The 26,859-nt window shown below is 60.5% G+C and carries 18 protein-coding genes; 6 read left to right on the top strand and 12 right to left on the bottom strand.

Annotated features, from left to right (window positions below; all coding sequences use genetic code 11):
- Positions 1 to 9 precede the first annotated feature (9 nt).
- From PA598K_RS17305 to PA598K_RS17290, 4 genes are all read right to left on the bottom strand, one after another.
- Positions 10 to 1,470, bottom strand: coding sequence for an ABC transporter substrate-binding protein (locus PA598K_RS17305; protein ID WP_128658174.1), 1,461 nt, complete (start codon positions 1,468 to 1,470; stop codon positions 10 to 12).
- Entirely contained in the window at positions 1,467 to 2,531 is a 1,065-nt protein-coding gene (locus PA598K_RS17300) for a LacI family DNA-binding transcriptional regulator (RefSeq protein WP_185602048.1), read from the bottom strand. The genes PA598K_RS17305 and PA598K_RS17300 overlap by 4 nt, the downstream gene beginning before the upstream one ends.
- A gap of 282 nt (positions 2,532 to 2,813) precedes the next feature.
- Positions 2,814 to 3,830, bottom strand: coding sequence for a LacI family DNA-binding transcriptional regulator (locus tag PA598K_RS17295; protein ID WP_128658172.1), 1,017 nt, complete (start codon positions 3,828 to 3,830; stop codon positions 2,814 to 2,816).
- 89 nt (positions 3,831 to 3,919) lie between these two features.
- A complete protein-coding gene (locus PA598K_RS17290; protein ID WP_128658171.1) occupies positions 3,920 to 4,810 on the bottom strand; it encodes an AraC family transcriptional regulator in 891 nt (296 codons plus the stop codon).
- A 221-nt stretch (positions 4,811 to 5,031) separates the two neighbouring features.
- Here PA598K_RS17290 and PA598K_RS17285 point away from each other — a divergent pair, with 221 nt between their 5' ends.
- From PA598K_RS17285 to PA598K_RS17270, 4 genes are all read left to right on the top strand, one after another.
- Positions 5,032 to 5,940: a phytanoyl-CoA dioxygenase family protein gene (locus PA598K_RS17285; protein WP_128658170.1), complete on the top strand. Its 909-nt coding sequence runs from the start codon at positions 5,032 to 5,034 to the stop codon at positions 5,938 to 5,940.
- A 258-nt stretch (positions 5,941 to 6,198) separates the two neighbouring features.
- Positions 6,199 to 7,188 (top strand): alcohol dehydrogenase catalytic domain-containing protein, encoded by a 990-nt coding sequence (locus PA598K_RS17280; protein ID WP_128658169.1) that lies wholly within the window; start codon positions 6,199 to 6,201, stop codon positions 7,186 to 7,188.
- Between the two features lie 22 nt (positions 7,189 to 7,210).
- Entirely contained in the window at positions 7,211 to 8,209 is a 999-nt protein-coding gene (locus tag PA598K_RS17275; RefSeq protein ID WP_128658168.1) for a zinc-dependent alcohol dehydrogenase, read from the top strand.
- Between the two features lie 121 nt (positions 8,210 to 8,330).
- Complete coding sequence (locus PA598K_RS17270; RefSeq protein WP_128658167.1) at positions 8,331 to 9,041, top strand: SGNH/GDSL hydrolase family protein; 711 nt, start codon at positions 8,331 to 8,333, stop codon at positions 9,039 to 9,041.
- A 157-nt stretch (positions 9,042 to 9,198) separates the two neighbouring features.
- On the opposite strand, the gene PA598K_RS17265 is transcribed toward PA598K_RS17270, so the two are convergent.
- Positions 9,199 to 11,862 (bottom strand): glycoside hydrolase family 2 protein, encoded by a 2,664-nt coding sequence (locus tag PA598K_RS17265; protein WP_128658166.1) that lies wholly within the window; start codon positions 11,860 to 11,862, stop codon positions 9,199 to 9,201.
- A gap of 22 nt (positions 11,863 to 11,884) precedes the next feature.
- A complete protein-coding gene (locus PA598K_RS17260) occupies positions 11,885 to 13,558 on the bottom strand; it encodes a hypothetical protein (protein WP_128658165.1) in 1,674 nt (557 codons plus the stop codon).
- Between the two features lie 219 nt (positions 13,559 to 13,777).
- Between PA598K_RS17260 and PA598K_RS17255 the strand changes: the two genes are divergently transcribed.
- Together PA598K_RS17255 and PA598K_RS17250 are read left to right on the top strand one after the other, a co-directional pair.
- A complete protein-coding gene (locus PA598K_RS17255) occupies positions 13,778 to 14,524 on the top strand; it encodes a phytanoyl-CoA dioxygenase family protein (protein WP_128658164.1) in 747 nt (248 codons plus the stop codon).
- Positions 14,525 to 14,557: 33 nt separating this feature from the next.
- Entirely contained in the window at positions 14,558 to 15,403 is an 846-nt protein-coding gene (locus PA598K_RS17250) for an AraC family transcriptional regulator (protein WP_128658163.1), read from the top strand.
- Between the two features lie 245 nt (positions 15,404 to 15,648).
- On the opposite strand, the gene PA598K_RS38015 is transcribed toward PA598K_RS17250, so the two are convergent.
- The 6 genes from PA598K_RS38015 to PA598K_RS17220 form a co-directional block, all read right to left on the bottom strand.
- Complete coding sequence (locus tag PA598K_RS38015) at positions 15,649 to 19,734, bottom strand: S-layer homology domain-containing protein (protein WP_260405462.1); 4,086 nt, start codon at positions 19,732 to 19,734, stop codon at positions 15,649 to 15,651.
- A gap of 74 nt (positions 19,735 to 19,808) precedes the next feature.
- Positions 19,809 to 20,690, bottom strand: a complete 882-nt coding sequence (locus PA598K_RS17240; protein ID WP_128658162.1) for a carbohydrate ABC transporter permease — start codon at positions 20,688 to 20,690, stop codon at positions 19,809 to 19,811.
- Between the two features lie 25 nt (positions 20,691 to 20,715).
- Positions 20,716 to 21,615, bottom strand: a complete 900-nt coding sequence (locus tag PA598K_RS17235; RefSeq protein WP_128658161.1) for an ABC transporter permease — start codon at positions 21,613 to 21,615, stop codon at positions 20,716 to 20,718.
- Complete coding sequence (locus PA598K_RS17230) at positions 21,616 to 23,307, bottom strand: extracellular solute-binding protein (RefSeq protein ID WP_128658160.1); 1,692 nt, start codon at positions 23,305 to 23,307, stop codon at positions 21,616 to 21,618.
- Positions 23,308 to 23,441: 134 nt separating this feature from the next.
- On the bottom strand, positions 23,442 to 24,758 hold the full coding sequence (locus tag PA598K_RS17225; protein ID WP_128658159.1) for a helix-turn-helix domain-containing protein: 1,317 nt from the start codon (positions 24,756 to 24,758) through the stop codon (positions 23,442 to 23,444).
- A 32-nt stretch (positions 24,759 to 24,790) separates the two neighbouring features.
- The gene (locus PA598K_RS17220) at positions 24,791 to 26,578 is read right to left on the bottom strand and encodes a sensor histidine kinase (RefSeq protein ID WP_128658158.1); all 1,788 of its coding nucleotides are present in this window, start codon (positions 26,576 to 26,578) and stop codon (positions 24,791 to 24,793) included.
- Positions 26,579 to 26,859: the final 281 nt, after the last annotated feature.

The following is a 26,859-nucleotide window of genomic DNA, read 5'->3' as shown; positions in this document are numbered from 1 at the left end:
CGGCATTAATCATTGCAGCTTCCACTCCGGATTGGCGGCAATTGCTTGATCAGCATACTTTTCCATATCCTTGACAAAGCCTTGCAGCCACTCGTCGGCGGTCAGCTTGCCGTCAAGATAGGCCTGCTGGCCCTTGAACCAGGTATCCTTCTGCTCGGCTGTGAAATTATTAGCTGTGAACGTCAACCGGCGCTCGCTGCCGAAGCCGGCGACGATCGGCTGCAGCACATCCGGCACCTGCACATCCTTGACCACCGGGATCTGGTAGAGCCCCTCCGCCAGAATTTTGGCACCGCCGTCAGGCGCGGTCCAGAAGCGGATGAAGTCGACAGCGGCGTCCAGCTTGCCGTTTTTCTCGGCGGATCGGGTCACCGACAAGGCCGGCGAGCTGCCGATCAGGTAGTGATGCGCCTTGTCATAGCCCAGCTCCGAGTATCCGTTGTCCAGGTACGGTACAGGCGCAACGCCATAGTCCACTGCGAAGCTGCCTTGCAGATGCTGGTTTGGATACCAGCTGCCATTAAGCGTCATCGCCGACTTGCCTTCGTTGAACAGACCTTCGAACTCCCAGCTCGCCGTGTTGAAGCCCGTGTTGAAGTACCCCGACAAGTCCTTCATCAGTCGCGCATACTCCTGCAGCTGCGGCGACTGCGCCGTAATCTTGCCCGCCGTGACCGCAGCGGCCCATTCGGAGGTCTCGATCTCGCCGGAGCTGTTCAGATCGAGCTCATCCAGACTCGAGCGCCACAGCGCATCCCAGATGTCGGACGCGTACCAGCCGAGATTCCAGTCGATCGAATTTTGGATGCTGAAGCCGATATACCCGGCCTCCTGGGCTTTTTTGGCCGTCTCCAGCAGCTCGGTAACGTTGGCCGGCGGCTCGCTGACGCCGATCTCCTCGAAGATCGCTTTGTTATAATACAGGTTGACCGTCACCAGCTGATCCGGCGCGCCATACAGCTTCGGATCGACGCTGTCCGTCTTGTCGAGCACCGAATCGAGCACGCCGTCCTGGAAGGACGCTCGCCATGGCTGGCCTGTGAACGGACTCTCCTCATCGAGATAAGGCTCCAGATCGACGATCCAGCCGTTGCGGTAAAACTCTTTTTTCTGATCCAGCTCGCCGCCGCCCATGATGACATCGGGCTCGGTGCCGCCGATGAATTGGGTCTGCACCCAATTGTCGTACTCCTGAGCAGGCACATAATTGAACTTCACCGTATGCCCGGTGCGCTCCTTGAAAGCTGCAGCCAACTGCTCATACACCGGCCACGAGAATTCGCCTTGATTGTAAGAGACAGTCAACGTCTGCGGATTAGATGCCGCCTCCTTGCCGCCCTCGGAGGAAGACTCCGCTGCGCCGTTCGTGCTGGCGGTGCCGCCAGTATTGGTATTCCCATTCGACGCGCAGGCCGACAATAGCAGCGCACCGGCGAGCATCATACTTGTAACCGTCATCATTTTTTTCATTTTTCGTTCACTCCTTGGAAAGTATCGCGCGGATGCGCGGTAGATTGGCCTTCGACGAGCTGGACGGGCAGCACCCGCTGCAACGTCGGCCGGTACTGGTTGGTAATGCTCGACATCAGATGCGCTGCGGCAAGCGCGCCTAGCTGCGCAGAGCCGCTCTCGATATACGTAAGCTTGCGCGTCGACAGCTCTCCCCAGCCGTTGTGATCGATGCAGACGATCGAGAGGTCGACAGGCACCTCCAGACCGAGCTGAGCGGCTGCGCGGATCGCAGCCAGGGCCAGCAGATCGTCTGCCGCGACGAGTGCCGTCGGCCGCGAGGACTGCGCCAGGCTCGCAAACGCCGCCTCGTAGGCCGAATCGTAAGTCAGGTCGGTCGTTGCTTCTGTCGCATGAGCCTCATCGCTGCTGCAGTCGCGCGGGCTCGCTGCCTCGATTGCCTCGCGGAGTCCTTGACGCAGATCCTCGGCCAGCGTCATCGTCGGCGGCGCGTTCAGCAGCAGCACGCGCCGGTGCCCGAGCTGCAGCAGATGCTCCGTGGCGATCCGGGCCGCCGTTACATTGTCCGAGTCGACATACGAGATCGCTTCCAGTCCTGCCGGCGGACGTCCGATTAGTACAAAGGGAATTTCCTGACCCAGCAGATCGATCAGCTCCTTGGTACGCACCGACGGACAGGTGATGATCAGTCCCCCTACTCTCTTCTCAAAATACAGTCTCTTGAACAACTCGCCGCTCTCTTCCCCTGCTGCGGAGGCAAACAGCTGCAACACGAAATCGTGCTCGGCGCAGCTCCCGCACACCGTATTGGAGATTAAGGAAAAAAACAGATTGCGGCGAACCTGGTCCGCCGAGAACGGCAGAAACAGTCCGATGCTTCGGATCGTTCGATTGGCCAGGCTGCGAGCGGTCACATTGGGATGATAATCTAGCATGCGAATGGCCCTCATCACCTTGTCCAAGGTGTCGCTGTTTACCTTGTCCGGCTCATTCAACGTGCGGGATACAGTTTGGCGCGACACGCCCGCCAGTCTGGCAACATCATTGATTGTGCTCGTCATGCCATGACCCTCTTCATTCATCAGTTCGTTATGTGAACGTTCACATAATAACTAGACTATATTCTCTGACCTCTTTTCTGTCAACGTTTTTTTCGTTTTTTTCGGATTAAAGAGCGTTCACATCGACAATATTTGGAATCGCTTTCTTATATTTGAACGAGCCGAGTATCCCTTACTCAAGGCTTACTCATGAACTAGCTGTATCGCTTATGGCGAGCATGCAAAAAGACGCACCTGCGTGCGTCTTTTTGCACCGCCTGAGGCGGCAGGGTAAAGCCTATACTATAGTCTGCGGCAGCTCTGTCCTTCAACGAGTTGGACTGGCAATACGCAGCGAAGTTGCTGCGTCGGCTCGCCGCTGATTTGATCGATGATATACGCAGCCGAGATGCCGCCCAGCTTTTCAAACTGGGTATCGATATAAGTGAGTGGGATCGGTAGCAGGTCGCCCCAGCCGTTCTTGACCGCGCTGGCGATCGACAGATCGCCAGGGATCGACAAGCCCAGCTCTTCCGCAGCCTTGGCCACACCCATAATGAGCAGATCGTCAGCGGCCATAATCGCCGTCGGCCGGTCCGGGGCGCTAAGCATCCGCTTAGCCGCCTCATAGCCGTACTCCAGCGTCAATCCACTATGCTCCTCGATCAGCTCGGACCGCTCCGCCCAGCGCTTGCGCGCCCGGTCGATCCCTTCCGATAGATCGACTGCCAGCGTCAGCGATGGCGGCGCATTGAGGAAGCCGATCCGCTGGTGACCCAACTCGAGCAGGTAGGAGAACAACCGATCCGCCGCCTCGGCATTATCAACATCGACATAGCTTGCTCCCTCCAGCTCGACGCCCGGTCTGCCGACGAGGACGAACGGGATCCGCGCTGCGAGCAGCTCGACGATTTGCTGATTGTTGACCGAAGGACAAGTGAGTATAAGTCCGCCTACCCGCTTCTCGCGATAGAGTCGCTTGAACAAGCTGCCGTAATCCTCCTCATCCAGGGACGTGAATAGCTGCAGCACGAAGTCCTTGTCTGCGAAATGATGGCATACGGTTGCCGACAGGGTGGAGAAAAACAGGTTTTGCCTGACCTCGGCTACGCCGAACGGCATAAACAGGCCTACCGTTTTGACAACATTATTGGCCAGATTGCGGGCCGTTATATTCGGATGATAATCGAGCTTCTCGATGGCTCGCTTTACATTTTGCAGCGTGTCGGGGTTCACCCGCCCTGGCTCGTTAAGGACCCGGGAGACGGTCTGCCGCGATACCCCGGCAAGCTTAGCTACATCGTTAATCGTACTCGCCATGTCTGCCCTCCATCACTAATTGCCCCTTGTATTATGCCGAAACTGTCGTCACTAGAAAATTATAACATATCTTGTGGCAACAGCAGAAATCAGATCCATCTCGCCAGGCGCCGATAGTCCGAGGGGGATCGGCCGGCGAACTGCTTGAACGCCTTGGAGAAATAATGAATGCCGGAAAAATGCAGCCGCTCGGCAATCTCGTTGATCGACAGCTCGCTGCTGCGGAGCAGCTCCTGCGCCCGCACCAGCTTGCAGCGCCGATGGTAGTCATGGGGAGATAGCCCGAGCTGTCGGCGGAACAGGCGGGCGGCGTAATTGGCATGATAGGCCGTCCATTCCGTCAGCCAGCCAACGTCGTACGGCCGCTCGGCCCGCTGCTCCAGCCGCTCCCGGATCAGCTCCGCCACGCTCGCCTCGCCATGACGCTCGGGGCTGCTATGACAGCCGCCAGCCGTCTGCACGGCGAGCTCGACGAGCAGCTTCATGACGAGCGATCTCGTGTAGAACACCGCCCGTTCGCCGCCGCGATAATAGTGCGCTTGCAGCTCGTGCAGCACGCCCCTGATCCATTCGCCGGGAGCGGATCGCTCTGGCATATCCAGGCGATCCGCCCCTTGACCGAGCAGCAGCCGATTGGCGCGCAGCTCGCGATCGGCGAAGGCGGCGTCGCGGATGTCCAGCCCCTCGGGCGGACAGGGGCGCGCGCCGCGAGTCAGCGAGAAGTGCAAGCCGTAGAGGACGCAGGGCTCGCTGCCAGCGATCTCCAGGCTATGCACGATATCCGGACCATAGTAGACGAGCTCTCCCGGACCCAGCCGATAGCGTCTGTCCTGTACTCTCGCGGTCATCTGTCCCCGATCGACATAGACGAGCTGATGCTCACGGATCGTCCGGGGGCCGAAGGTCTCCCCCGGCGCGCCGACCAGCCGATTGGCAAAGACGGCTGTCGCCTCGATCTCCTCCCACCGATAGCTCAACATGTGGACGCCTCCCGTCACGTTCGGTCAACTTGTTCGTAAAGTGCAACTTCGTACAGTGATCGCTAAATACACGTTTTGCTCTATGGTATACGATTATCCCGCAAACAACAATTGGATTGTTGCCGGGGACTTGATAAGACGATTATGTACAAAGACAAAAGCGGCATCTGGAGCTAAGCTCATAGCAAGACTTCACTTTTTGGTAGAGAGGATGATACGAGATGGGATTTCAAGATGCAACCGCTTTACTGGCTTACCCTGAACAGCTGCGCGCTCGCGCGGACGAGGACGGATTCCTGTTCTTTAAGCAACTGATCCCCCGCGAGGCAATCGAAGAGGTGCGCAGCCGGATCCTCGAGGTGCTGGGCCGTCGCGGCCTGCTCGATCGCAGCCGCCCGGCGATGGATGGGATCGTCGACACGGAAGCGATCCATCGGTTGACCCGGGAGGAAGTCAACGCCTACGGGGTCGGAGTTCCTTTGGACATCTACAAGGAAGTCCAGTCTCTCGAGTCGTTCCACGCGCTGGCGCACCGGCCGGAGCTGCTGCGACTGTTCGATACGCTGCTGGGCGAGCGGGCGTTCCCTCATCCGCGCAATATCGCCCGCGTCATGCTGCCGCATCGGGAGCTGCACCCGACGCCGCCTCACCAGGACTTCATCCATATCCAGGGCGCCGTGCAGACCTGGACGTGCTGGATGCCGCTCGGACATGCGCCGCGCTCGCTCGGCGGACTGTCGATGCTGCGCGGCAGCCACAAGTCCGGCAGACTGGGGATCGCCCCCGCCAGCGGCGCAGGAGAGCTCGAGGCGGTGCTGTGCAATCACGATTATGAGTGGGTTGAAGGCGACTATGAGATGGGCGATTTCATCACCTTCCACAGTCTCACCGTCCACAAATCGCTGCCGAACCGCACCCCTGGCGCGATCCGGCTGTCTGCGGACATGCGCTTCCAGGCAGCCAGCGCCGTCATCGAGGAAAATTCGCTGAAGCCGCACGGCCCCTACGCATGGGAAGAGCTGTATGCAGGATGGCAGCGGCAGGAGCTTATGTACTACTGGCGCGACCAGTCGTTCCGACTCGAGCCGTTCCAGGATACGTTGAAGTGGCAGACCGACAAAATATGCTAAGCACCCAAGCCAACTCCATCGTCGACAGGGAGAGCGGGGCGTGAGGTCTTATTCTGTGCAATAGGCGGGCTCCCTCTGCTTGCGCTATGTCGATTTTGTGCCTGCATCCATCCTGAAATGCCTGTTATCGCAGTCATTCCCCCGGATGGATCAGACGATTATGTACAAAGACAAAGCCGACTATTGCAGCTAAGCTGATAGCAAGCTGCAATATGTGACGCAAAGCATGCAGCGACCTTAATCCAAGGAGTGTGACGCATGCCAACCACAAGTCCAGTCGGCTCCCCGATTGCGGAGTCTATGAAAGTGCTGCAAATCACCGGGCCTGATACGTATCATATCTTCGAGACCGCCGTCCCCGTCCCTGCCGCCAACGAAGCGCTGGTGCGGATCGAGGTCGTGACGACCTGCCCGCGCTGGGATATCAACATGATGGCCGGCCGCGATATGTTCGACTACAGCCAGCCTCCCGCCTACCCGCTCGAGCCCGGACAGCCCGGCCACGAGGCGGCAGGCGTCGTCGTCGCTGTCGGCGCGCATGTCACCGGCCTGAAGGTCGGCGACCGCGTCGCGGCGCTGGAGCATCTGTCAGGGCCCGGAGCCTACGCCGAGTATGTGTGCTACAAGGAGCCTGAGCTGATCCGGCTGCCGGACAACGTCACCTTCGAGCAAGCCGCTCCGATCGAGCTGCTCAAGTGCGTGCTGCTGGGCATGTCCCAGTTCGGCGACCTGCGCGGCCGCTCGATCGTCATCTCCGGCCTCGGCCCGGCGGGCATGCTCGCCATCCAGCTGGCGCGGATCTGGGGCGCCTCCGAGATCGTCGGCGTCGACGTCAGCCAGACCCGGATCAACGAGGTCAACCGGCTCGGACTCGGCGCCGCCGTTCATGCGGATGAGCTGGGCGATCGCGTCTTCGAGCTCGGCTACGACTGCGTAGGGGCAGCCGCCTCCATCCAGTCGCTGCTGGGGCGCGTCCGCGACCATGTCGTCGTCTTCGGCGTGCTGCGCGACCAGGTCCAGTTCGGCCCGGAGCAGTGGCTGCGCGGCACCAAGCTGGAGGCCTACCGCTATCGTCCCTTCGAGCGGCGCGACCGCAAGCTGCTGCTCGACGCTCTTGCGCACAAAGGGCTCAACACTGCGTGCCTGCTGACCCATCATGTGCCTTTCTCCCGCTATGGAGAAGCCGTCGCGCTGCTGAAGTCCCAGGAAGCGATCAAGGTGTATACGTATCCCGGACGCGATCTATGAATCGAGAGGAGCTGGACCAGCCATGAAGAGCAGAGCGGTCGTCTTCATCGACCAACATCAAGTCGCCGTCCAGACGATCGACGTCCCCGAGCCGGGACCGCGCGATGTCGTGATCGAGGTCGTCTATTCGTGGATCAGCAACGGTACGGAATCGTCCTTCCTGCGCGGCGAGCGCACGGCAGGCGATACGCCGTATCAGGAGGGCCACCGGTGGCCCTTCCCGATCGTCGCCGGGTATCAGAAGACAGGCTACGTCCTGTCCGTTGGGGAGGATGTCTCCGAGTTCAAGCCAGGGGACCATGTATTCACTTCCATCAGCCGCGTCGAGGGCATGCACGAGCCGTTCGGCGGCCATGTCTCGCCTGCGGTGACGCCGGTCGATCAGGTGTGGAGGCTGCCTGACGACGCCGATGGTCTCGACTACAGCGGCCTCGTGCTGACCCAGGTCGGCTACAACTGCGGCCAGCGCCCGCACGCCGTCCGGTCTGGCGATGCCGCGATCGTGCTCGGCGACGGCATGGTCGGCCACTGGGCCGCGCAGACGCTCCGCCATCGCGGCGCGCGCGTGCTGGTCGCAGGTCGGCACGACTCCCGGCTGGCGCGCCTGACGGAAGGGCTGGGTGGCGTCAATACAAGACAGACGCCGCTCACCGAAGCGGCGCTCGACTTCGTCGGGAGCGGCGGGCTATCGATCCTCGTCGATACGGCAGGCAGCATGGACAGCGTCACAGCGTTGCTGCCGTATATGGCGCAGGACGGGCATCTCGTATCGGCCGGATTTTACGGCTCGCGCGGCCATATCGACATCCAGACGCTGCGGGACCGGGAAGTGACGCTCTACGCCCCCGCCGGATGGAATCGGACGCGCATGGACGAGACGTTGGCTGGCGTACGTGAGGGCTGGCTGCAGACTCGCCCGCTCATCACGCATCGTTATCCCGTCGATCAGGCCGCCGAGGCCTGGCAGCTGATCAGCACGGCGGCCGAGCCTTTCCTGGGGGTGGTGCTGATATGGCGATGACATCCCTCGCACCCCTTCCGAGTGGGGAGGCTATGGCGATGGTGACCTTTGCACCCATTCCCAGGGGCGAAGCCTATATGTCGATGACGACCTGTGCACATTTTCTGAAGGGGGTGCCAACATGGCGATGACGAGCTTCGCTCCGTTCCTGGAGCTGCTGCGGGCCAAGGCTGCCGACCCCGGCGCGCGCGGGCCGATATATGTCGCGCTCGGCGATAGCGTCACCCAAGGCTGCATGCAGCATCAGGTGTACGAATACGAGCTGATCTATCATCAAGTGTGCAAGCGATACCTGCAACAGCACTTCCCGGGCACTGTCCTGCATACAATTAATGCTGGCGTCGGCGGCGATACGGCCGTCCGATCACTGAATCGCTGGGAGCGGGATGTGGCTGCCTTCAGACCCGATCTGATCACGATCCTGTTCGGCCACAACGATGCGCACGGCGGCGCGGCCGGTGTCGACGCCTATATCGAGGCGATCGACACGCAGGTCCGGCTCGCAATCCGCGATACGGAGGCTGCCGTGCTGCTGATCACGCCGTGCATGATGATGAAGCGCGACAATGTTCGGATCGCGGACGCCCATCGCGAGTTGGTGCCAGCGTTTGTCCGTCTGGCCGAGGACAGCGTCCTGGAACAATATGTATCCGCGCTCCGAGCCTACGCCAGCAGCCGCTCGATCGCCCTGCTCGATGCTTACGCCATGTGGGAAGAGATGGAGGCGCGCGGCCTCGACATCCACGACCGCCTGTCCAACGGCATCAACCATCCCGACGGCCTATTCCATCTCGAGCTAGGACAGCGTCTCTATGCGAGGCTGCTGGCCTGACCACGACCTCCAGCCCTCGCTAGTCCGTTGAGACTAGTGAGGGCTGGGCGTTGTGGTGATAGGGCGGGGCGGTGGGACGGGAGATAGCGAGGTTCGGGCGTTCCAGTGCACCTTTCTTCCCTTACACGCGCAGCCCGGCGTCGCTCTGGCGCGCGGTCTAGCGCAGCAGCGCGCGCGAGCTTCCCATCGCTGTAAACACGATCTCCGGCTCGCTTCTTATCGCCTCTCCGCTTCCTATGCCCTCCTCACTTCCCGTATCCTCCACTGCTGCTGCTCCTCCTGCTTCATCAGCGCTTGCCGGCGGCTGGCTTGGCTTATATTCAATGTCGAAATAAACGGTCTCCCCCGGCATGATGACGGTATAATTATGGCGCGATCGGAAATCCAGCGGGGCAATCCCGCTGGCTTCCGCCTTCACGTAGAGCGCCGCCCGCTCTCCTTCATTGGTGACGGCGTACCGTCGCTTGGCCTGCGAGCCTTGCTCGCAGCTATCGATAAGCACCGCGGACAGTCGAGCTTCCGGCTGCTCGAGAAGAGGCGCCAACCAAGGGTTCCTTCGCGTAGAGAACAGGTAGACATTCGCTTCTTCGCCAGCCAACTGCAGCCGGACCAGGAAGATCTCGGGAGTATTCCCGTCCACATTCATCCGCAGCTCTGCGACCTTGCGACAGGAGTTGGCTTCCAATTGGGCATTCCCCTGTTGCGACCACAGCACCTCCCCGCTAAGGCTAAGACCCTCTGCACGCCATTCCATCGCACAGGCCTCCAGGCTGTTATGCAGATAACAGGCAGCGGTCCACGACTCCCCTTGCGCATAGACGAGCTTGTCGTACGCCAGCGAGATATGACGCGGCGCATACGCCTTGCGCAGCCAGTAATAGGCCATCTTCGGTTCGCCGTAATAATCGACGACAGAGGTGCAGCTGGCGTTGGGGAAGGGTTCATTGAATTGCCAGATGATGCTGCCGCTGTTGCTGAATTGCCTCCTGCGATTGGCCTCCAGCGCGTAGCGGATGCCTTCTGCCTGCGTCCATTGGCTGGCCTGGATGTAATCCTCCAACCGTTCGAGGGGACCAAACAGCTCCGTATCCCGTTCCAGCGTATCCCACCATTCGCCGTGATGGCGCCACATGACACTATCCCGCATGCTCGTCACCCGGAGCTCTTGCTCCGGCAGGAATCGGCGCATCGAAGCCATAGAGCAGCAGCCATCCACGCCAAATTCGCTATGCAGCCTGCTGTCGGAGCGGTTGTACAGCTCGTAATGGCCCTCGTGACCTCCATACTTCCAGGGTCCGTGGACATCATGGTTCCGGCCGGGCTGCTCCAGGTTCAGGAATTCGTTCGGACCTGAAGCCGAGGTAGGCAAGAAATAGGCTCCTGGATGGTATTGTTCAACCAATCGCTGGAGCATCGCCAGATTGGCATCCTCATAGGTGGCAGGAACACCCGCAGCATCGGTCAATTCATTCCCGCCGCTCCAGCAGGCGAGACTGATATGATTGCGCTTGACCTTCAGTGCGCTAATCGCTGTATGCGTCAGCAGCTCCAGGAAGCGTGGATGCTGCGATGGGACATTGTCGATGCCCGAGCTGGACTGGATGAATTCCTGCCATACCAGAATCCCTGCGCGGTCGCAGCATTCGTAGAACACCTGCTTCTCAATCAGACCGCCTCCCCATACACGCACCAGATTGATATTCGCTTCCTTCATCAAGGATACCATCTGTTCGTAGCGCTGCGGGGTGACCGTCCCGTATTGCTGATCAATGGGGGGAAGATTGACCCCCTTAATATAGACACGCTCGCCGTTCACTTCGACAGTATAAGGGAGCACATCTGCACCAGCCCCTTCATTGCTGATCCAGCGCAAGCTGCGGAACCCCGTCATCCCCTCCCATCGGTCAGAGCAAATGCCATTCTCAGTCACCGTCAGCACCACTCGATACAGCGGCTGAGCTCCGACTCCGTTCGGGTACCACAGCTGCGGCTCTGCAATCTGCAATGCGATTGTACTGGCTGCCATTCCTGCTGCGGCGACATCATAATCGCCCGAGGCTTCGGCTACCTTGGTCTCCCCGTCCCACACCTCGGCATGACAGCGATAGACGCCGGAAGCCTCACCCGTTCGGATGTGGCTAGTCACCTGCAGCCGCCCTTCACGACGATCCACAGTCGGCTGCAGATGCACCTCGTCTATTGCCGCTTGCCCCGTCACGCACAGACAGACCTCATCCCAGAAGCCGACAGGCACCAGCCTCGTCGAGAAATCCCACTTGTACGCGAATCGGCTTTTCTGGGTGCTTGTGCGCGACGTGTAACCAATCTGTCCCATCTCGTCTGGCGCATGCTCGAACAACACACGGAGCAAGCTGGCGGATTCCTCCGCCTCCCCACTCTCGCACTCGCGTTGTCTGGTAAGCAGCCGCTCGGTAATGTCGTAGGAGACCGCGCCGAACATACCTTCATGCACGCCCAGCAGCTGATAATCCAGGTAGATATGCGCCTTGTAATCCAATCCCTTAAAGCACAGATGTACCCTCTCTCCCGCTCCTGGCTTATAGTTCAGGGTTGTGCTGTATAGCCACCACCGGTTCTCCACCCATTCGCACTTCAAGCTGTTCATCCCATAGTACGGATCTTCAATCCAGCCTGCACGTTGCAAGTCCGCATGCACGGACCCGGGTACGGTTGCCGGTATCCAGTCCGTTAAGCCTTGCAGTCCGCCACCTGTCTCCATGCTGTTGCCCAGATGCGGCACATGAGGGTAGTAACCCTTGACCTCCCACTGCTGCAGCTTCATCATTACCGGGTTCCCCACCACGTATCTCTCCTCAGTTTCATTAATGGATGCTCACAAAATGATCATCCGATCTATAGGTCACCGGATGCTTCATATAAAATTGATATCTCAGCTTCACTGCTCCTGTATGCAGCGGAACGTGATGGCTGTAGCTCGCCCAGCTCGTCCCGGTCGTAATGGGCAAGGTATCGGCACGCAGCACGTGATAGGCCGCATCCATCTGATAGACCACCACATCCAACGCGGCGCTCCCGCCTTCCGACATGAAGCTGCCCCCGAAGCTCACCGTAGACCCCGTACTTCCCGTTACGTCAATATCCTGGAAAATACTATGGTTCGCGCCACACGTCCCGCCACAATTGGCGGCCAGATACGGCGTCCCATCAGGGGTATTCCCGGGGAAGCGATAGACCGCTATATTGGTACCGCTGCCTGTCCGATTCCACCCGAAGTCATCTGAACGCCATAGATCGCCATTCACCAACAGATTATCCGATTGCTCGAGACGGAACCAATACAGCCCATCCGTATTCGCATCCACATGGGAAGATCGCCCGTAATACAAATAGATATAATTGGTGTCCGGGTCCTTGAACAGACCGGCATATTGAACATTGCACGGAACGACGGAGCCTCCCAGTCCCTCCGGCGTCAGAGAGGAATAGATCACCGGATTGCCTGCCGGGAAAGGATCCCAGCTCGTGCTGGCAAGCGAGCTGCTGCGGTACAGGCCATAATTCCAGCGTTGATTGTCGGTGCAGGCGAGATTTTTGTCCGAGCCCTCGATGAGGTGATAATAATAGCCATCTTCATAGAACATGCTGCCCTGGCCGCCTCCAGTCGACGTCCCGCCATCCCAGCTCTCTCTCCACAGCTGGGTATCATCCGAGGTGAAGACCGCATCGCCGGGGACGCCCTGTCCCGGATCGCCGGCGATCCACGTCACAAAGTCGCTTGTCTTCGCAATCCCCCGATATCCCCGCACGCCGTCATATCCATGAAAGCCTACCCAATAATAGGTGCCGTCATGACGAAAAATATTGAACGTGCCTTCATCGAATACTTTGCCTGTGCCCCCGGCAAGGGACGCGCACTTGTCTGTCATCGTATTGCAAATCGGATCCCAGAGATCCCCGGCTTCAATGACCGGGTTGCTGGCGGCAGCCGTGAAGGCTCCCATCGGATCGGCTCCAGCCCGCTCGGCCAGACATCCCTTCCAGCTGTTGTTGTCCTGGCATTGGAACAGATACACCCATTTGTCTTCCCCTGCATTGTACCAGGCATCTCCATCCGTAGCGATACAGGACCATGCTGTACCAGCCGTCGGCATGATGATATCGACAGGTGCGCTCCACGTCTGCCCTTTGTCCAGCGACTTCCGGACCTGGATGCCAAGCTTGGCAATCGAGCAGGAAGCATCGGCGCCGGATACGTATTTGCGATTGAAGTAATACCAGGTACCATCTGGAGCAACCTCAACATGTCCACCATTAAAATAGCCAGCCGTGCCTGTGCTGCTCCACGTCTCTTTCTTCTGAAACACCCACTCCGCCTCGCCGTTCCAATACTCCTGCAGCGAAGCCGGACTGCCATTGCCGACAGCGGCCTCCGCCTGATTCAGAGCCCATGACGACAGCGAGATTCCCAGCAGCACAACCATGAGCATTGCAGCGAGAAGCGTCTTTCGGATATACCCTGCACGCATCTTGTTCACTCCCTCTTCTCATCCTCATGTTTCATTTGTATTGTATAATCATATTTGTTATATGTCAATAAAACAAATAAAACAATTGTATTGCGAATTTACTGGATACTAACGTAGATGAAGATCGTAAGAAAAGCATACTTCCAGATAACTTATGGCAAGCTTTTAATGACGCTCCGTCTCTATAATGAAGAGGCTAGACATTCCGCTACCAAAGAGAGGCGACTCATGATGGGAACAGTAAAGCTATCCGCAGACGAAGTAGAATTTTACAAAAAAAACGGTTACCTGTTGTATAATAAGCAAGTATTTAATCCCGAACAGCTGCAGGAATTGACACAAATCTTCGAGGAGCATCTGGAACAGAAGGGGAGCAAACTCTCTGATGAACTGGATGTGCCGCATTTCCGAGACGAGCGGCTGCTGAGCTATCTGATGAGCGATGAAGTGCTGGATGTCGTGGAAGCCTTGATCGGTCCTAATATCGGGCTCTGGTCCAGCCATTTCATATGCAAGGACCCGTTCACAGGACGGGCCACGCCGTGGCATGAGGACTCCGCCTATTGGGAGGGCCGACTGACCTCCTATGACAAGATTGTGACGCTGTGGCTGGCTCTGGATCGCAGTTGGCGCGAAAACGGCTGCATGCGAGTCATCCCCGGCACGCATTCCAGCGGATTCTCCGAATATGAAGAGGTGGATGCGAGCGGCAATCTGTTCCCTACCCAAATCAAAAAAGACAGCCTCGACGAAACCAAAGCTGTCTACTTCGAGCTTGAGCAAGGAGAATGCTCCCTGCACGATTCCCGGATTATTCATGGCGCTACGCCGAATACAAGCCCCTACCGAAGATGCGGGTATACGATGCGATTTTTTTCCACCGAGGCCCGTGTCATTCCAGAACGTAATGAAGGCTTCAAAATCTGGCTGGCCCGAGGAAGGGACATCGCCGGAAGCCCGTTTATTAATGTCTGATTAAAAGCGTTGTACGCAGAAAGGATAGGAAGGATGCCCGCCAATGACCGCTCGCTCCCTCATCGTCTGACTAGCCGTGAATTTATGCAGGAGCTCCCGTTCCGACTGTTCATCTCGCCGCTGGCCCAGCGGCTTGAAGTGCACTGGCATGAGTTTTTCGAGCTGGGTTTTGTCACGATGGGGGAAGGCAAGCATGTGATTAACGGGCACTCCTTATCCGCGCGCAAAGGTATGCTGTTCCTGCTCACCCCTGCCGATTTCCATGAGATGATCCCTGCACCGGGCACCACGCTTGTTCACTACAATCTGATCTTCTCCGACAAGCTGCTGGACAAGGAGCTCTATCGCTTGCTGTTCGCTCAGTATCGGAAGCATCTGGTCTGTCAGCTCAGCGAGGAGGACTATGGCGCGATCGCTGCCGAATTCGAGCGTATTCACAGGGAGCAGGAGCAGATCGCCGCGCTTGAAGCGGGACGAATCGTCAAGGGGGCTATCGAGCGCCTGCTCATCGAGCTGATGCGCAGGTCGGGTCTTCCAGAGGGGGCTGGTCCACTCGAGCAAGCTTCGGATCAGCATGAGATCGGCGCTACCATCGCCTTCCTGCGGCTCCATTTCCGCGAGCCGCTAACATTGGAGGCGGCCGCCAGAGAAGCCGGACTATCCCCCAATTATTTCAGCACCCGCTTCCGGCAATACACCGGCGTGACGTATCAGCATTTCCTGCAAAACCTGCGACTGCAATTTGCCGGCTCGCTGCTTCAGACCTCGACCCTGCCGATAACCGAGATTTGCTTTGCCTCGGGATTTCGCACCTTGCCTCATTTCGAGCGCGCCTTCAAACAGCGCTATGGTGTCCCGCCCAGCAAATACCGTTCGTGAAGAGCCACCGCAACCTGCTGCAACGGGCCAAACGCTACGTCGGAGACAACCTGGTTCAACCTGTCTCGCTGTTCGGGCGCTCCAGTGTACCTTTTTTCCCTTGCAGGCATGGCGTGTAGGGCGGCCGAAGGCGAACTGCTCAAGTATGATTTTAAGAACGAGTCTACTGGTTGACCTCAAGCAAACAAGGACAGCCCCCAACATCATGACGCTGGGGGCTGTCTTCGTAAAGTCTCGTGCATAGCTTAGCGCATGTCCAGCAGATGCATGAGGACGGTGACGGCATCCGCCCGGGAGGCGGTGCGCTGCGGAGCGAAGCGATGATCCATGTCGCCCTGCACAAGGCCCACATCTGCCGCGGCCTGCACCGCGCTTCGCGCCCAAGCCGGAATCTCCGCATCATCGGAGAAGGCTGTCGCTGTGTCGGAGCCTGTCAGCTCTGCTGCGCGGACAATCATCGCCGCCATCTCCAGCCGCGTGATCGCCCTGCCCGGCCGGAAGTTGCCGTCCGAGTAGCCCTGCAGGAATCCCGCTTGTACGGCTGCGTCGACCGATGGCGCCGCCCATGACGGAATGCTGGCTTGATCGGCAAAGCCCGGCGGCTCTTCCGCCTCGCGGCTGTCCTCGTCTTCTCCCTTTCCGTCGCTCTGTCCTCCCCCCTCACCCTCGTCCCCGCTCTCGCCCGGGCTGGCAAGCGCCCGCATCAGCATTACCGTGAACTCGGCGCGCGTGACGGCACTGCCAGGGCGGAATGTTCCGTCTCCGTAGCCTTTGACGATCCCGGCCGCCATAGCGGCGCGGATCTGCGCCTCCGCCCAGTGACCGGCAATATCTGACCATGATGAAGTCGGCGTCAGGCTATCCACCGGCTCTTGCTCCACAGCGCTCTCGCTGTCCAGGGATTGGCGCGTGATCGTCAGGCTATAGCTCCCCAGCGCCCCGTCCTGGGCACGCACGGTTACGACGAAGCGACTCTTCCCCGGCGCGAGCGCCCACAAGTCATTCGATCCAGCCGCGCCTTCCCGGCTAATCGTAACTGTGGCGGCCGAATGTCGGGGACGAGCGATGATCTCTACCTGGGCCGCCTCGGTCTGGAGCGTATAGTCCGACCCGTTGCCGTTTGCGTCTCCCCCGCTAGTGACCCTGTCGCTGCTCTTCGCGCCGCTAGCGGCGGCGTCCGCGACCAGCTCCGTCGTCTGATCGCCAGCTCGCACGGTCAGCGACTGCAGCCGCGTGTCGGAGGACAGCGCGACGTAGGACGCCGACGCAGCGGGCAGGCTCGGCGGCTCGACCGACGGCTCCGTGCCGGAGTCGCCCTGGATGACGAAGGTGCCAAGCTCCCGCAGCGTGAATGCTGGCACATCGAGCAGTTGGGTATTGATCCCAAGCTGCAGCCGTTCGACCTGGCCGAGATCGAGCGCGTTGTTGTTGTCCGGCGGTCCGAAGGTGGCGATCGAGAGCATCGCGAACGGGATGACGTAGCGATTGACGCCTGCCTTGATCTCGAAGCCGTTGAACGTATAGTACTTGCTGCCATTGCTCTCGACGAGGATCAGCTTGATGTCCGTATCGGCGATGTCCTCCTCCGCCTCGATCGTGAAGGCGACGCCGCTGGCCGTCGTCAGATCGAGTGCGGACGGCAGGTCGAGATACGGATACACCCATTGATTGGTGTCGGTGAACGCATACTTGAAGCGGACTGTGCCTGGATCGACGCCGCTCGTCACCGTATAGCTGCCTGTGGCAGGGATCGCATCGCCCGTCGTGTAATCCCAGTTGGTCGGCACTCCAGCCTCGGCGATCGGATCGATAGCGACCTCCTCCAGTCCGGTCATGACGAGGGCGCGCGACACGGTGCTGCTGTCCGCTCCTGCGACCGCTCTGAACTCGACCGGCGCCTTGACCATATTGTCCACCTGCGGCCCGGCCGTCAGCTCGAAGGTTACCGTCGCAGAGCCATATGCAGCTACCTGCACCGGCTTCGAGGCTTGCGCCAGCTGCCAGCCGCCGGAGGCTGTCGCCTCGATGACGCCGTTGAATGGCGCATCATGAAGGTTGTATACGTCCACCTCCACAGTGTTGGCCGTCTGCTTGGACAGCCGATAGGCGCCGAATACCTTGGCCTGGTCGACAGCCTCGGCTTCATATCGCTGCGTCAGGACGACGCGCTCAGCAGCCGTTAGCACCACCGGGCTCGGCGTCACTGGCGTCGAAGGCGTCCCGCCCCCGGTCACGCCGGACTGCGCGACATAGACCGGATCAGGTCCGATGCTCACGGTGATCATCCCCGCACTTGGGACCGCAGGCTGCGTATCGCCCATCAGATCCGTCACCTCGGCAGCAGTGCCGACTGTCGGCAGACTGACGGTCTGCACCGTCTCCGACCAGAGCACATCGACCTGCGTCGTTCCGTCCATGAAGGTGTAACCGCGCGCGCCGGAAGGCAAGCCTTGACGCGTACCGATGTATCGGCCTTCGCCCAGCGCGTGCGTGAGCGTAGAGATCGCGGGGTAGGCTGCGTACGGGGCATCCCCGGCATTGAAGATGCCGTACTCGTTGCCATTCTCCAGATAATGCGGCATGAAAAACCAGAAGTGTCGGTCAACGCCAGCAGCGACCGATTGCACCGCCGAGGTGATGAGATAACGCGCCTGCGCCCGCTGCTCGGCAGGACTCAGATCGCGCGCCGCGCCGATCGGCACGGCGATGCCGGCCTCGGTCATCCAACGCTGCACCTGCGCTCCGCCGCTCAGTTGGTCGGCGAAGGCCAGATGATCCGCCGCGTTGGTCGGGAAGGGCACCGGCTCGCTCGTATAGTTGCCATAGGGCAGCGGATAGCCGTGGAAGCTGTAGATGTCCAGGAACGGCAACACCTCATTGGCCATGACGAGTCGGATATAGTCGTTGGGACGGTCCGCGAAGCCCGAGATCGAGAGCAGCGCGCCCGCGCCGCTATCCCGGTATCCGATCGCGGCGGCCTTCATAAAGGCGGCGTACTGGTCGGCCGTCTCGTCCGTGCCGGTGAAGTGACCGTCCGGCTCATTGCCGATCTCCCACGCATCGACCAGATCCGCCAGCTCCGTCCCGGAATCCCGGGCAAACTGGTAAGCCGCCATCAGGTCATCCGGGATGCTGCCCCCGCCCTGACGCGTCCACGCCGGCGAATCCTGATACGTGCTGAGCACCCGGACCCCCTTTGCGGCGATTGGCGCCAGCGTCGACTCGAAGTGCGAGTAGTCGAAGACGCCAGGCGATGGATTGACGGTGCTCCAGTGGAAACGGTCGCGCACCCAGCCGACGCCCAAGCGGGCCAGACTGTCGGCGAAGCCTGGGAGCTTCGACGGATTGATGTGCAACGAGAAACCGCCGTCGATGGCAAAGGGCGCCTCCTCATGCAGCTGGCGCTCGGCGGCGGCTGGCACGACGGCAACATAGCTCGTCGCCTCATCGTCCGTCCCGGAGAGCTGAGCTGTCACCGTGTAATGGCCGCGATCCAGCATGCCCAGCGACACCGGGACCGTCTCCGCGCCTGCGCTCACAGGCACTGTGAAGCTGCCGGCTGCACTGCCCCAATAGTCGGTGAGCGTCACCTCGAGCGTCGTCGCCACCGGCGCCGCTCCGGCGAGCATCGCCGTCAGAGCGACCGTCTCGCCCGACTCGAAGACGCGGAACGGGCTGTCCGCCTGCAGGCTCTGGAGGCCGAAGGGTACCTGCCGCAGCGTGATCGCATCCAGATACAACACATATTGCTGATCCAGACTGCGGCGGGTATCCACTCGTACATCTACCGTGTTCAGCCCTTGCGCTAGCGTCACATGCCCTGCCGCATATCGCCTCACCGTGTCATTGACATTGGCGACCTCGTTCGCCCCGCTCACGGTCTCATAAGATCCTCCGTTGAAGGACAGCGCATACGGCGAGGACCACAGCGCCTCCGGCGGCGTCGTCGCCAGCTCCAGCGCATAGGTGCCGGCCTCCGGCACCGTAAAGGAATAGGAGGCGATGTAGCCACCTGTCGGCATCGGGTCGGGCGTCTCCAGCCGCAGCAGGCTGCCGCCGCTGAACGAAGCGCCCGGCAGCTGCTTGCCCGCATTCGGGTAATTATCGGTCATCGCACTCTCCCCCTCGATGACGATGGTGTGCATGGTGTCGGCATGGGCGACGCCGCTCCGCGCCTCCGGGCCGCCCCCTCCGAGGATGGCCCCGGGGACGCCCACAGGGAGCCCAAGCGTGCCGACGAGCAAAGCGAGCGTCGCCAGGCGCAGCTTGCGCAGCAGCGTGCTGCGATGCATGAATGGCGGTCTGGCCGATCGAGATATCAGATTTCCCATGTCTTGTATATCTCCTTTCTTGATTCAACGTTGCGCAGACTTAAGTGCAGGATCTTGTATAGCCCGGAGCTAGACTAGGACTTGACGCTGCCCAGCACGATGCCCTTGACGAAGAAGCGTTGCAGGAACGGGTAGACGAGCAGGATCGGCAGCGCGCCGAGGAAGATCTGGGCGGCCCGCGTCGTCCGCTGCGAGATCTCCACGACCTCCCGCAGACTGGTGCCGCTGAAGTTCAAGGTGCTGCTGTTGATGACCATCAGTTGCAGGTAGGTGGAGAGCGGATAATTTTCCGGGAAGTTCATCAGGATCAGGCCGTCGAACCAGGCGTTCCAGTGACCGACCAGCGTGAACAGCGACACGGTGGCGATGACGGGCATCGAGAGCGGCACGATGATGCTCGCCAATACGCGCCAATGCCCCGCGCCATCCATAAAGGCCGACTCCGAGATCTCGGCGGGCAAGCCGCGCATGAAGTTCAGCATCAGAATAATGTTGAACACCGGCACCGCGCCCGGGATGACGAGCGCCCAGATCGTATCGATCATGCCGACCTCGCGGATCGTCATATACCAGGGGATGAGACCGCCGCTGAACAGGATCGTCACGACGAAGTACCAGGCGTAGGCTGTGCGCAGCCGGAAATCCTTTTGTTCGCGGGAGAGCGGATAGGCGCTCAGCAGCGTCATCGCCAGCTGGATCGTGAACCCGAGCGCCACGCGCTGCAGCGTCACAGCAAAGGAGCGCAGAAACTCGGGATTTTGCAAGATATAGTCGTAGGAAGCGAGCGTAAAATCGACCGGCCAGACCGTCACGCGGCCGGAGGAGGCCGCGGTGCTGGAGCTGAAGGAAATCGCAAGCACATGAATGATCGGAAACAGGCAGGTCAAAGCAAGCAGAACAAGCGCCGTGTAATTCAGCATTACAAAGAGCCTTCTGCCGGAAGAGATCGTATGCATAAGAGTAAACTCAGCCTCCTCTCGGCTAAAAAATGCGGTAATTGGCCCAGCGATACGCCAGGTAATACGACATCGAGATCATCAGCAGCGACACGAGCGACTTGAACAGTCCTACCGCAGTCGCAACCCCGAACTGGGCATCGAGCAGCCCTAGCCGGTAGATCAACGTGTCGAGAATATCGCCGCTCTGGTAGACGGCCGGGCTATACAGGTTGAACACCTGCTCGAAGCCGGCATTGAGCACATTGCCCAGACTGAGCGTCGCCAGCAGGACGATGACCGGCAGCATCCCCGGCAAGGTCACATGCCAGGCTTGCCGCCAATGGCCGGCCCCGTCCATGACCGCCGCCTCGTACAGCGTCGGGCTGATGCTGGTAATCGCCGCCAGATAGACGATCGTGCTGAAGCCGAACTCCTTCCACACATCCGACAGCACGAGCACGTAAGGGAACAGCTTGTTGCTGCCGAGGAAAAACTGCGCGTCGAAGCCCAGCCACACGAGCAGTTGATTGACGATCCCCTGCGTCGGCGACAGGATATCGATCAGGATGCCGCCCAAGATGATCCACGACAGAAAATGCGGCAAATAAATGAGCGTCTGAATGCTGCGCTTGATCCCCGTCAGCCGCACCTCGTTGAGCAGCATGGCGATGACGATCGGCACGAGCAAGCCGGCCGCCATCTTCATGCTCGAGATGTAGAGGGTATTCCACAGCACCTGGCCGATCCCCGGCATCTGCATGACGTAGCGGAAGTTGCCCAGACCAATCCAGTCCGAGCCGCCGATGCCCCGGGCGGGGACGAACTTCTGGAAGGCGATGACGATCCCCGCGATCGGAATATAGCTGAATACGAAGAGGAGCAGCACGCCCGGCAGCAGCATGACATGGAGCGGCAGCTCGCGCCGCCATCGCATCCGTTCCATCTACTTGCTCGCCTTCCACTCGGCGACTTCCTGGGTCATCAGATCGCCGCCGAGCCGCTTCCAGCTCTCGACGAAGCTGTCGAAGGCATCGACCGACGCTTCGCCCATAATAATCTTCGTGAATGTCTCCAGCTCCAGCTTGGAGAGCGTCGCCTGCTGCTCGGACATCGCCGTCGTCGGCGCCGAGTTGAAGGCCGTCGGCTGGAAGGCATTCCGCTCGTTGTAATCATGCAGGAGCGACTGCGCGCCGCCTTCGCCGAATACCATCGTATAGCCCCAGCCCGCGACTTCGCCGTTATAATAGCTGCTCAGCGTGTCGAACACGTAAGGGTCCGGCGTCGTCTCGTCGAGGATCGAGCGGTCGTTGGCCTCCAGCGCCTTTTTGACGTTGACATAGGAGTCGAGATTTTGCGTCGGGTTGGAGCCCTTCAGCAGCGCGTACTGCCATTTCTCAACATCGCCGTTGTTGGAGTATTCCTCGACCGGATAGTCCTCCCGCGAGCGCGGCTCCAGATAGGCGTTGAGCAGCTTGATCGCTGCTTCGGGATGCTTGGCATCCTTGCTCACGACGTAATACTCCGGGATGCTGAAGGCCATCTGCGGCTTGGCCGGCTGATCGTCGGCGGAAGGCAGCGGATACGGCTTCAGCTCGAGGTCGGGATTGTTGTTTTTGCCGTCCTGGAGCAGGATCGGCGTGTAATGCTGGCCGTAATAGATGCCGAGGCGGCCCGAGTTGAAGTCCTGGATGAGCTGCTCGGTATTTTTGACGCCGAACTCGCGGTCGATGATACCTGCCTTGTACAGCTCCGCCAGCTTGGCGAGCGCCGTCTTCATCTCTGGCTGGACACTGCCGTAGGCGAGGCTGCCGTCCCCCTGCTCTACCCAGATGCCGGGGTAGGCGTGGTAGCCGTTGAAGAACCCTTCCAGCCCGCCCAGACCGGCGAACAACAGCTTGTCGACGCCCAGCCCTACCGTATCCGGCTTGCCGTTGCCGTCCGGGTCCTGACTGACAAAGGCCTCGGCAATCTTCAGCAAGTCGTCCATCGTACGCGGCTCCGGCAGCCCCAGCTTGGTGCGCCAATCCTCGCGGATCCACAGCAGCGGCGCCGAGTCGGTCGAGCCTGGATTAAGCGGCAGACCGACCAGCTTGCCGCCGAAGGTGGCGGAGTCGAGCGCATTGCCGCCGTCGCGACCGAGGAAGTCCAGCGTATGCTCCGAGCCGTATTGCTCCAGCAGCGCCGAGAGATCGGCCAGCAGACCGGCATCGTAGAGCTGCTTCATCTTCACGCCGGGCACCGGCATAATATCCGGCAGCTCGCCGGACGCCATCATGACATTCAGCTTTTGCTCGTATTGCGTATTGTCGCTCACCCACAGATACTTCAGCTTGATGCCCAGCTCATCCTCGTACAGCCGGGTCCAGGCGTTGTCGCTGATCGTGTCGCCGTTCTCGAACTTCAGACTGGCCGCGACCGAACGGACGGCGGTCACTTCGATCGGCGGGTCGTACTTGCCGTCTGCCGTGCCGGTTGTTGCGCCAGTGCCAGACTCTCCCTCGGTCACGGGCGGCTGCGACCCCTGAGCGTTGCCGCCTCCCGCGTTGCCCGTGTTATTGCCGCCCGCGCAGCCAGCCGCCGTACCTAGCAGCATCGTCATCGCCAGCGCCAAGGCCATGTTTTTCCGCTTTGTCATTGATGTTTGCCCCCACTTCAGTTTGAATTCGCTTACAACTAGAATTGTAGCGAATCGGCGACCCGTCCGACCACGCGCATTTGTTGCTGTTTCTTGCGGTTTGTTGCCTAATCGTTGTATCTTGTCCCTCCCGATTAGCCCTCTCTGAATTCCTGAGGGGTGATGCCGTACTTTTTTTTGAAAAAGCGGGTAAAGTGGGGCGCCGAGTCGTAGCCGATCCGGACGGCGATCTCGTAGATCTTCATGTTGCTCTCCAGCAGCAGATGGCGGGCCAGCTCCATGCGCCGCTCGGCGATAAAGGCGGACAGCGACTCGCCGGTCACCTGCTTGTAGATGCGGGACAGGTAGGTCGGGCTATGGTGGACGAGCTCTGCCAGACGACTCAGCGACAGATCCTCATGCAGTCGGCTCTCGATGAAGCGCTGCAGCCGCTGCACCGTCCGCGTCACTCTGGCGTCACGCTCGTCCTCCAGCGCCATCGACGCCGCCGCCGACTCGCGGATCAGCCACTGGCGACGCCGCGCCGGGCCCGTCGGGAACAGTCCCGCCAGCGCGCTCAGCCGCTCCGCGGCATCGCGAGCCATGCATCGCTCGCTGCCGATGGCAAACGACAGCGACACCTTGAGCCAGCGATCGCATGCCGACTGTACCGCCTCGACGATGTCCGGCAGCCGGCTGGCGAGCGATGCCCAGCCCCCCTCCGCCGCTGACGGGTCTGCCGCCTCCGGCTGGATGAGCCAGATGAGCCGATGCCCGGCTTCGCTCTCGACCTGCAGCGAGACGCTGCGGCATTGCTCAGTCAGATACTCCTCCATAATATTGACGCACGCATAAAGCAGCAGCTCCCGATCTCTAGCCGACTGCCCCGCCTCCCAGTCATCTGTGAGCGCCATGACGAGGAGCATCGGCGATTGGAAGTCGAATGTCATGTCCATGCCCGCCAGCTCGGCAGCCGCCTCCTGCGCATCGCCCGGCGCGCCGAGCAGCAGGCGCCGCAGCAGCTCCCGCTGCAGCACATGCATCGTCTGCTGCAATCGGGCTGCGGTCTCTACCGCGCGGTCGGCGACGCTACGATTGGCCGCGATCTCCTGCACGGCCCGGGTGATCGTCGCGAGGATGCTGTCGTCCGGCTGATGCTTCAGCACATAGTCCAGCACGCCGCCGCCCCGGATCGCCTCCTGCGCGTAGTCGAACTGGTCGTACCCGGTCAGGAAGATGATGCGACAGTACGGCCAGCTCGCCATCACTTGCCGCTGCAGCTCGATCCCGCTCAGACCCGGCATCCGGATATCCGAGATCATCAGATCGATCCGCTTGGTCCGCATAACCTCCAGCGCCTCGTAAGCATGGTAGCTGCGGCTCACCTCCACATCCAGCTCCGACTCGCCGATCAGCTGGTACAGGCTGTTGACGATTACAGGCTCGTCGTCTACGATCAAGATCCTCAGCATTGGCTTACCCTCCCTTGTTTTTGTCTAAGCTGTCACTCCGATGGCGTCCAGGGGATGCTCACCGTCACCGTCAGTCCGCCCTGCGGCCGGGCTTGCAGCGACAGGCCATAGCCTTCGCCATACTGGATGAGCAGGCGGCGATGCACATTGACCAGCCCGGACAGCTCATCCTCCTCCGTGACCATGCGTTGCTCGAGCGCCTCCAGCTCCTCCTGACTCAGCCCGCTGCCGTTATCCTCGACGACGATGTCCAGCCGCTCCGGCAGCTCGACGAATCGCACCGTCAGCTCGCCGTCCCGCAGCACCTGCTCGAAGGCGTGCTCGAACGCATTCTCCACGACAGGCTGCAGGATGAGGCGAGGCACCGGGACGGCGACCCAGCTCTCCGGCAACGGCATCAGCTGGCAGCGGATCCGCTCGCCGTAGCGGATGCTCTGAATCTCGGCATACGCATAGACGTGACTGACCTCCTCGAGCAGCGGCGCCGTCTCCCGCTCGTTGCGAGTGATGTACTGAAAGTACTGGCCCAGATGCCGCGACAGCCGCTCGGCCTGCTCGTTCTCGTAGCTCGTGATGAGGCGCTGCAGGACGAAGAAGCTGTTATAGAGGAAATGCGGCGCGATCTGCGCCTGCAGCTGCCGCAGCTCGGATCGCTGCGAGCGGATCTTCTGTACGTACAACTCGTCGATCGTTTGCTTGAGCCGTCCGACCATCGTATCGAACTTCTCGAACAGCATGCCCAGCTCGTCCCGCCGCTCGGGCAAGGCGATCCGGTGGAGCTGTCCCTGCTCGACGTTGCGGAACTGCCGCACGAGCGTGAGGAGCGGACGCTGCACGGTCAGGTAGATACCGTAGGCAAACAGCACGACGATGACGATCGAGCAGCCGACCAGCATCCAGAACCAGGTCCGGTAGCTCTTGAGGCTGCCGAGCATGCTGTCCTCCGGCAGGTAGGTCGTCAGCGTCGCATCAAGCGAGATCGAGTGTGCCTGGAACGCCAGGTAGTCGCTGCCCGCCAGCGCCAGCTTGCTCGACATCGACGCGCCTGCCGTCTCCCACTCCGCGTTCTGCTCCTGCAGCCCGGCGACCAGCTCGCCGCTCTGCACCGTCCACTGCCCGCCGTCGCCGGCCAGCACGGTCATGCCGTCCTCGGCGATCCGGGCCAGCATGTCGCGGATCGCCGATCGCGACAGCTCCATGCTGAGCACATAGCGCGGCGGCTTGGCGAGGAACTCCGCCTCGCTCGGCCGCAGCGGCGAGGACAACAGGAGGAAGAGACGATCCGCCCACACCGTCACCGCGTAGCCGCTCCGGTATACCTCCCTGGCGGCCATCATCAGATCGGAGCCGAGCCGCTCCCGATCATGCAGGCCGCCTGTTGCGATCAGCCGGTCGTCGGCGACGATATACAGGCTCGCTTGCTGGATATAGGGGCTCGACTCTTGCAGCACCTGGAGCTTGTCGCCGAGCCGGTTGATCGCCTGAGAGCGCTGGTAGTCCGAGAGGATCGGGCTCTGGCTGCTCAGCGTCAACAGGTCGCTGTCGTTGACGAGCTGCTGCTGGGCTTTGGCGACCCGGCGCAGCTCGTTCTCGAGCGATTGCAGCTCATACTGCATCCGCTCTGCCAAGGCGTCGGAGAGCTGCGACTGGACCTCCTGACGGCCCAGCTCATTGAGCGCGAGACTAAGGCCGAACAACGGCGCGATGACGACGAGGAACATCAGGATCAGCTTCGGGAATAGAGACAGACGATTAGGCGACAATCGATGGCGAGCGATGCGGGCGACCTCCTTTGTCGTGAGGGTAGTGAAACGGCTCATTGCTCAGCGATAAGCCAGAGCTGTCGCCGTACTTGGGGCGGCGTGGCAAGTTTCATTCCTGAGAAGCATCATATGCATTCGGGATGAGGGGCTGCTTTGCGCGGCTCTTCGTTATACATGCGATGGGGGGCTACTTAGTTATGCTTGCGCAAGGAAGCGCTATCAATTATATCGTACTTGCGTTGGCATACGCTTTAAGAATAGCATGTTTGCCCGCCGTGCGAAGGGTTTCTTCGCGAACCCGTTCTCCTGTAGCCGAGCGCGAAGCGCCGGCGCTTCGC

Source organism: Paenibacillus sp. 598K (assembly GCF_003851045.1).
GTDB lineage: Bacteria > Bacillota > Bacilli > Paenibacillales > Paenibacillaceae > Paenibacillus_D.
Note: the sequence above shows the minus strand (reverse complement) of the source record. Positions and strands in the feature narration are given on the sequence as shown.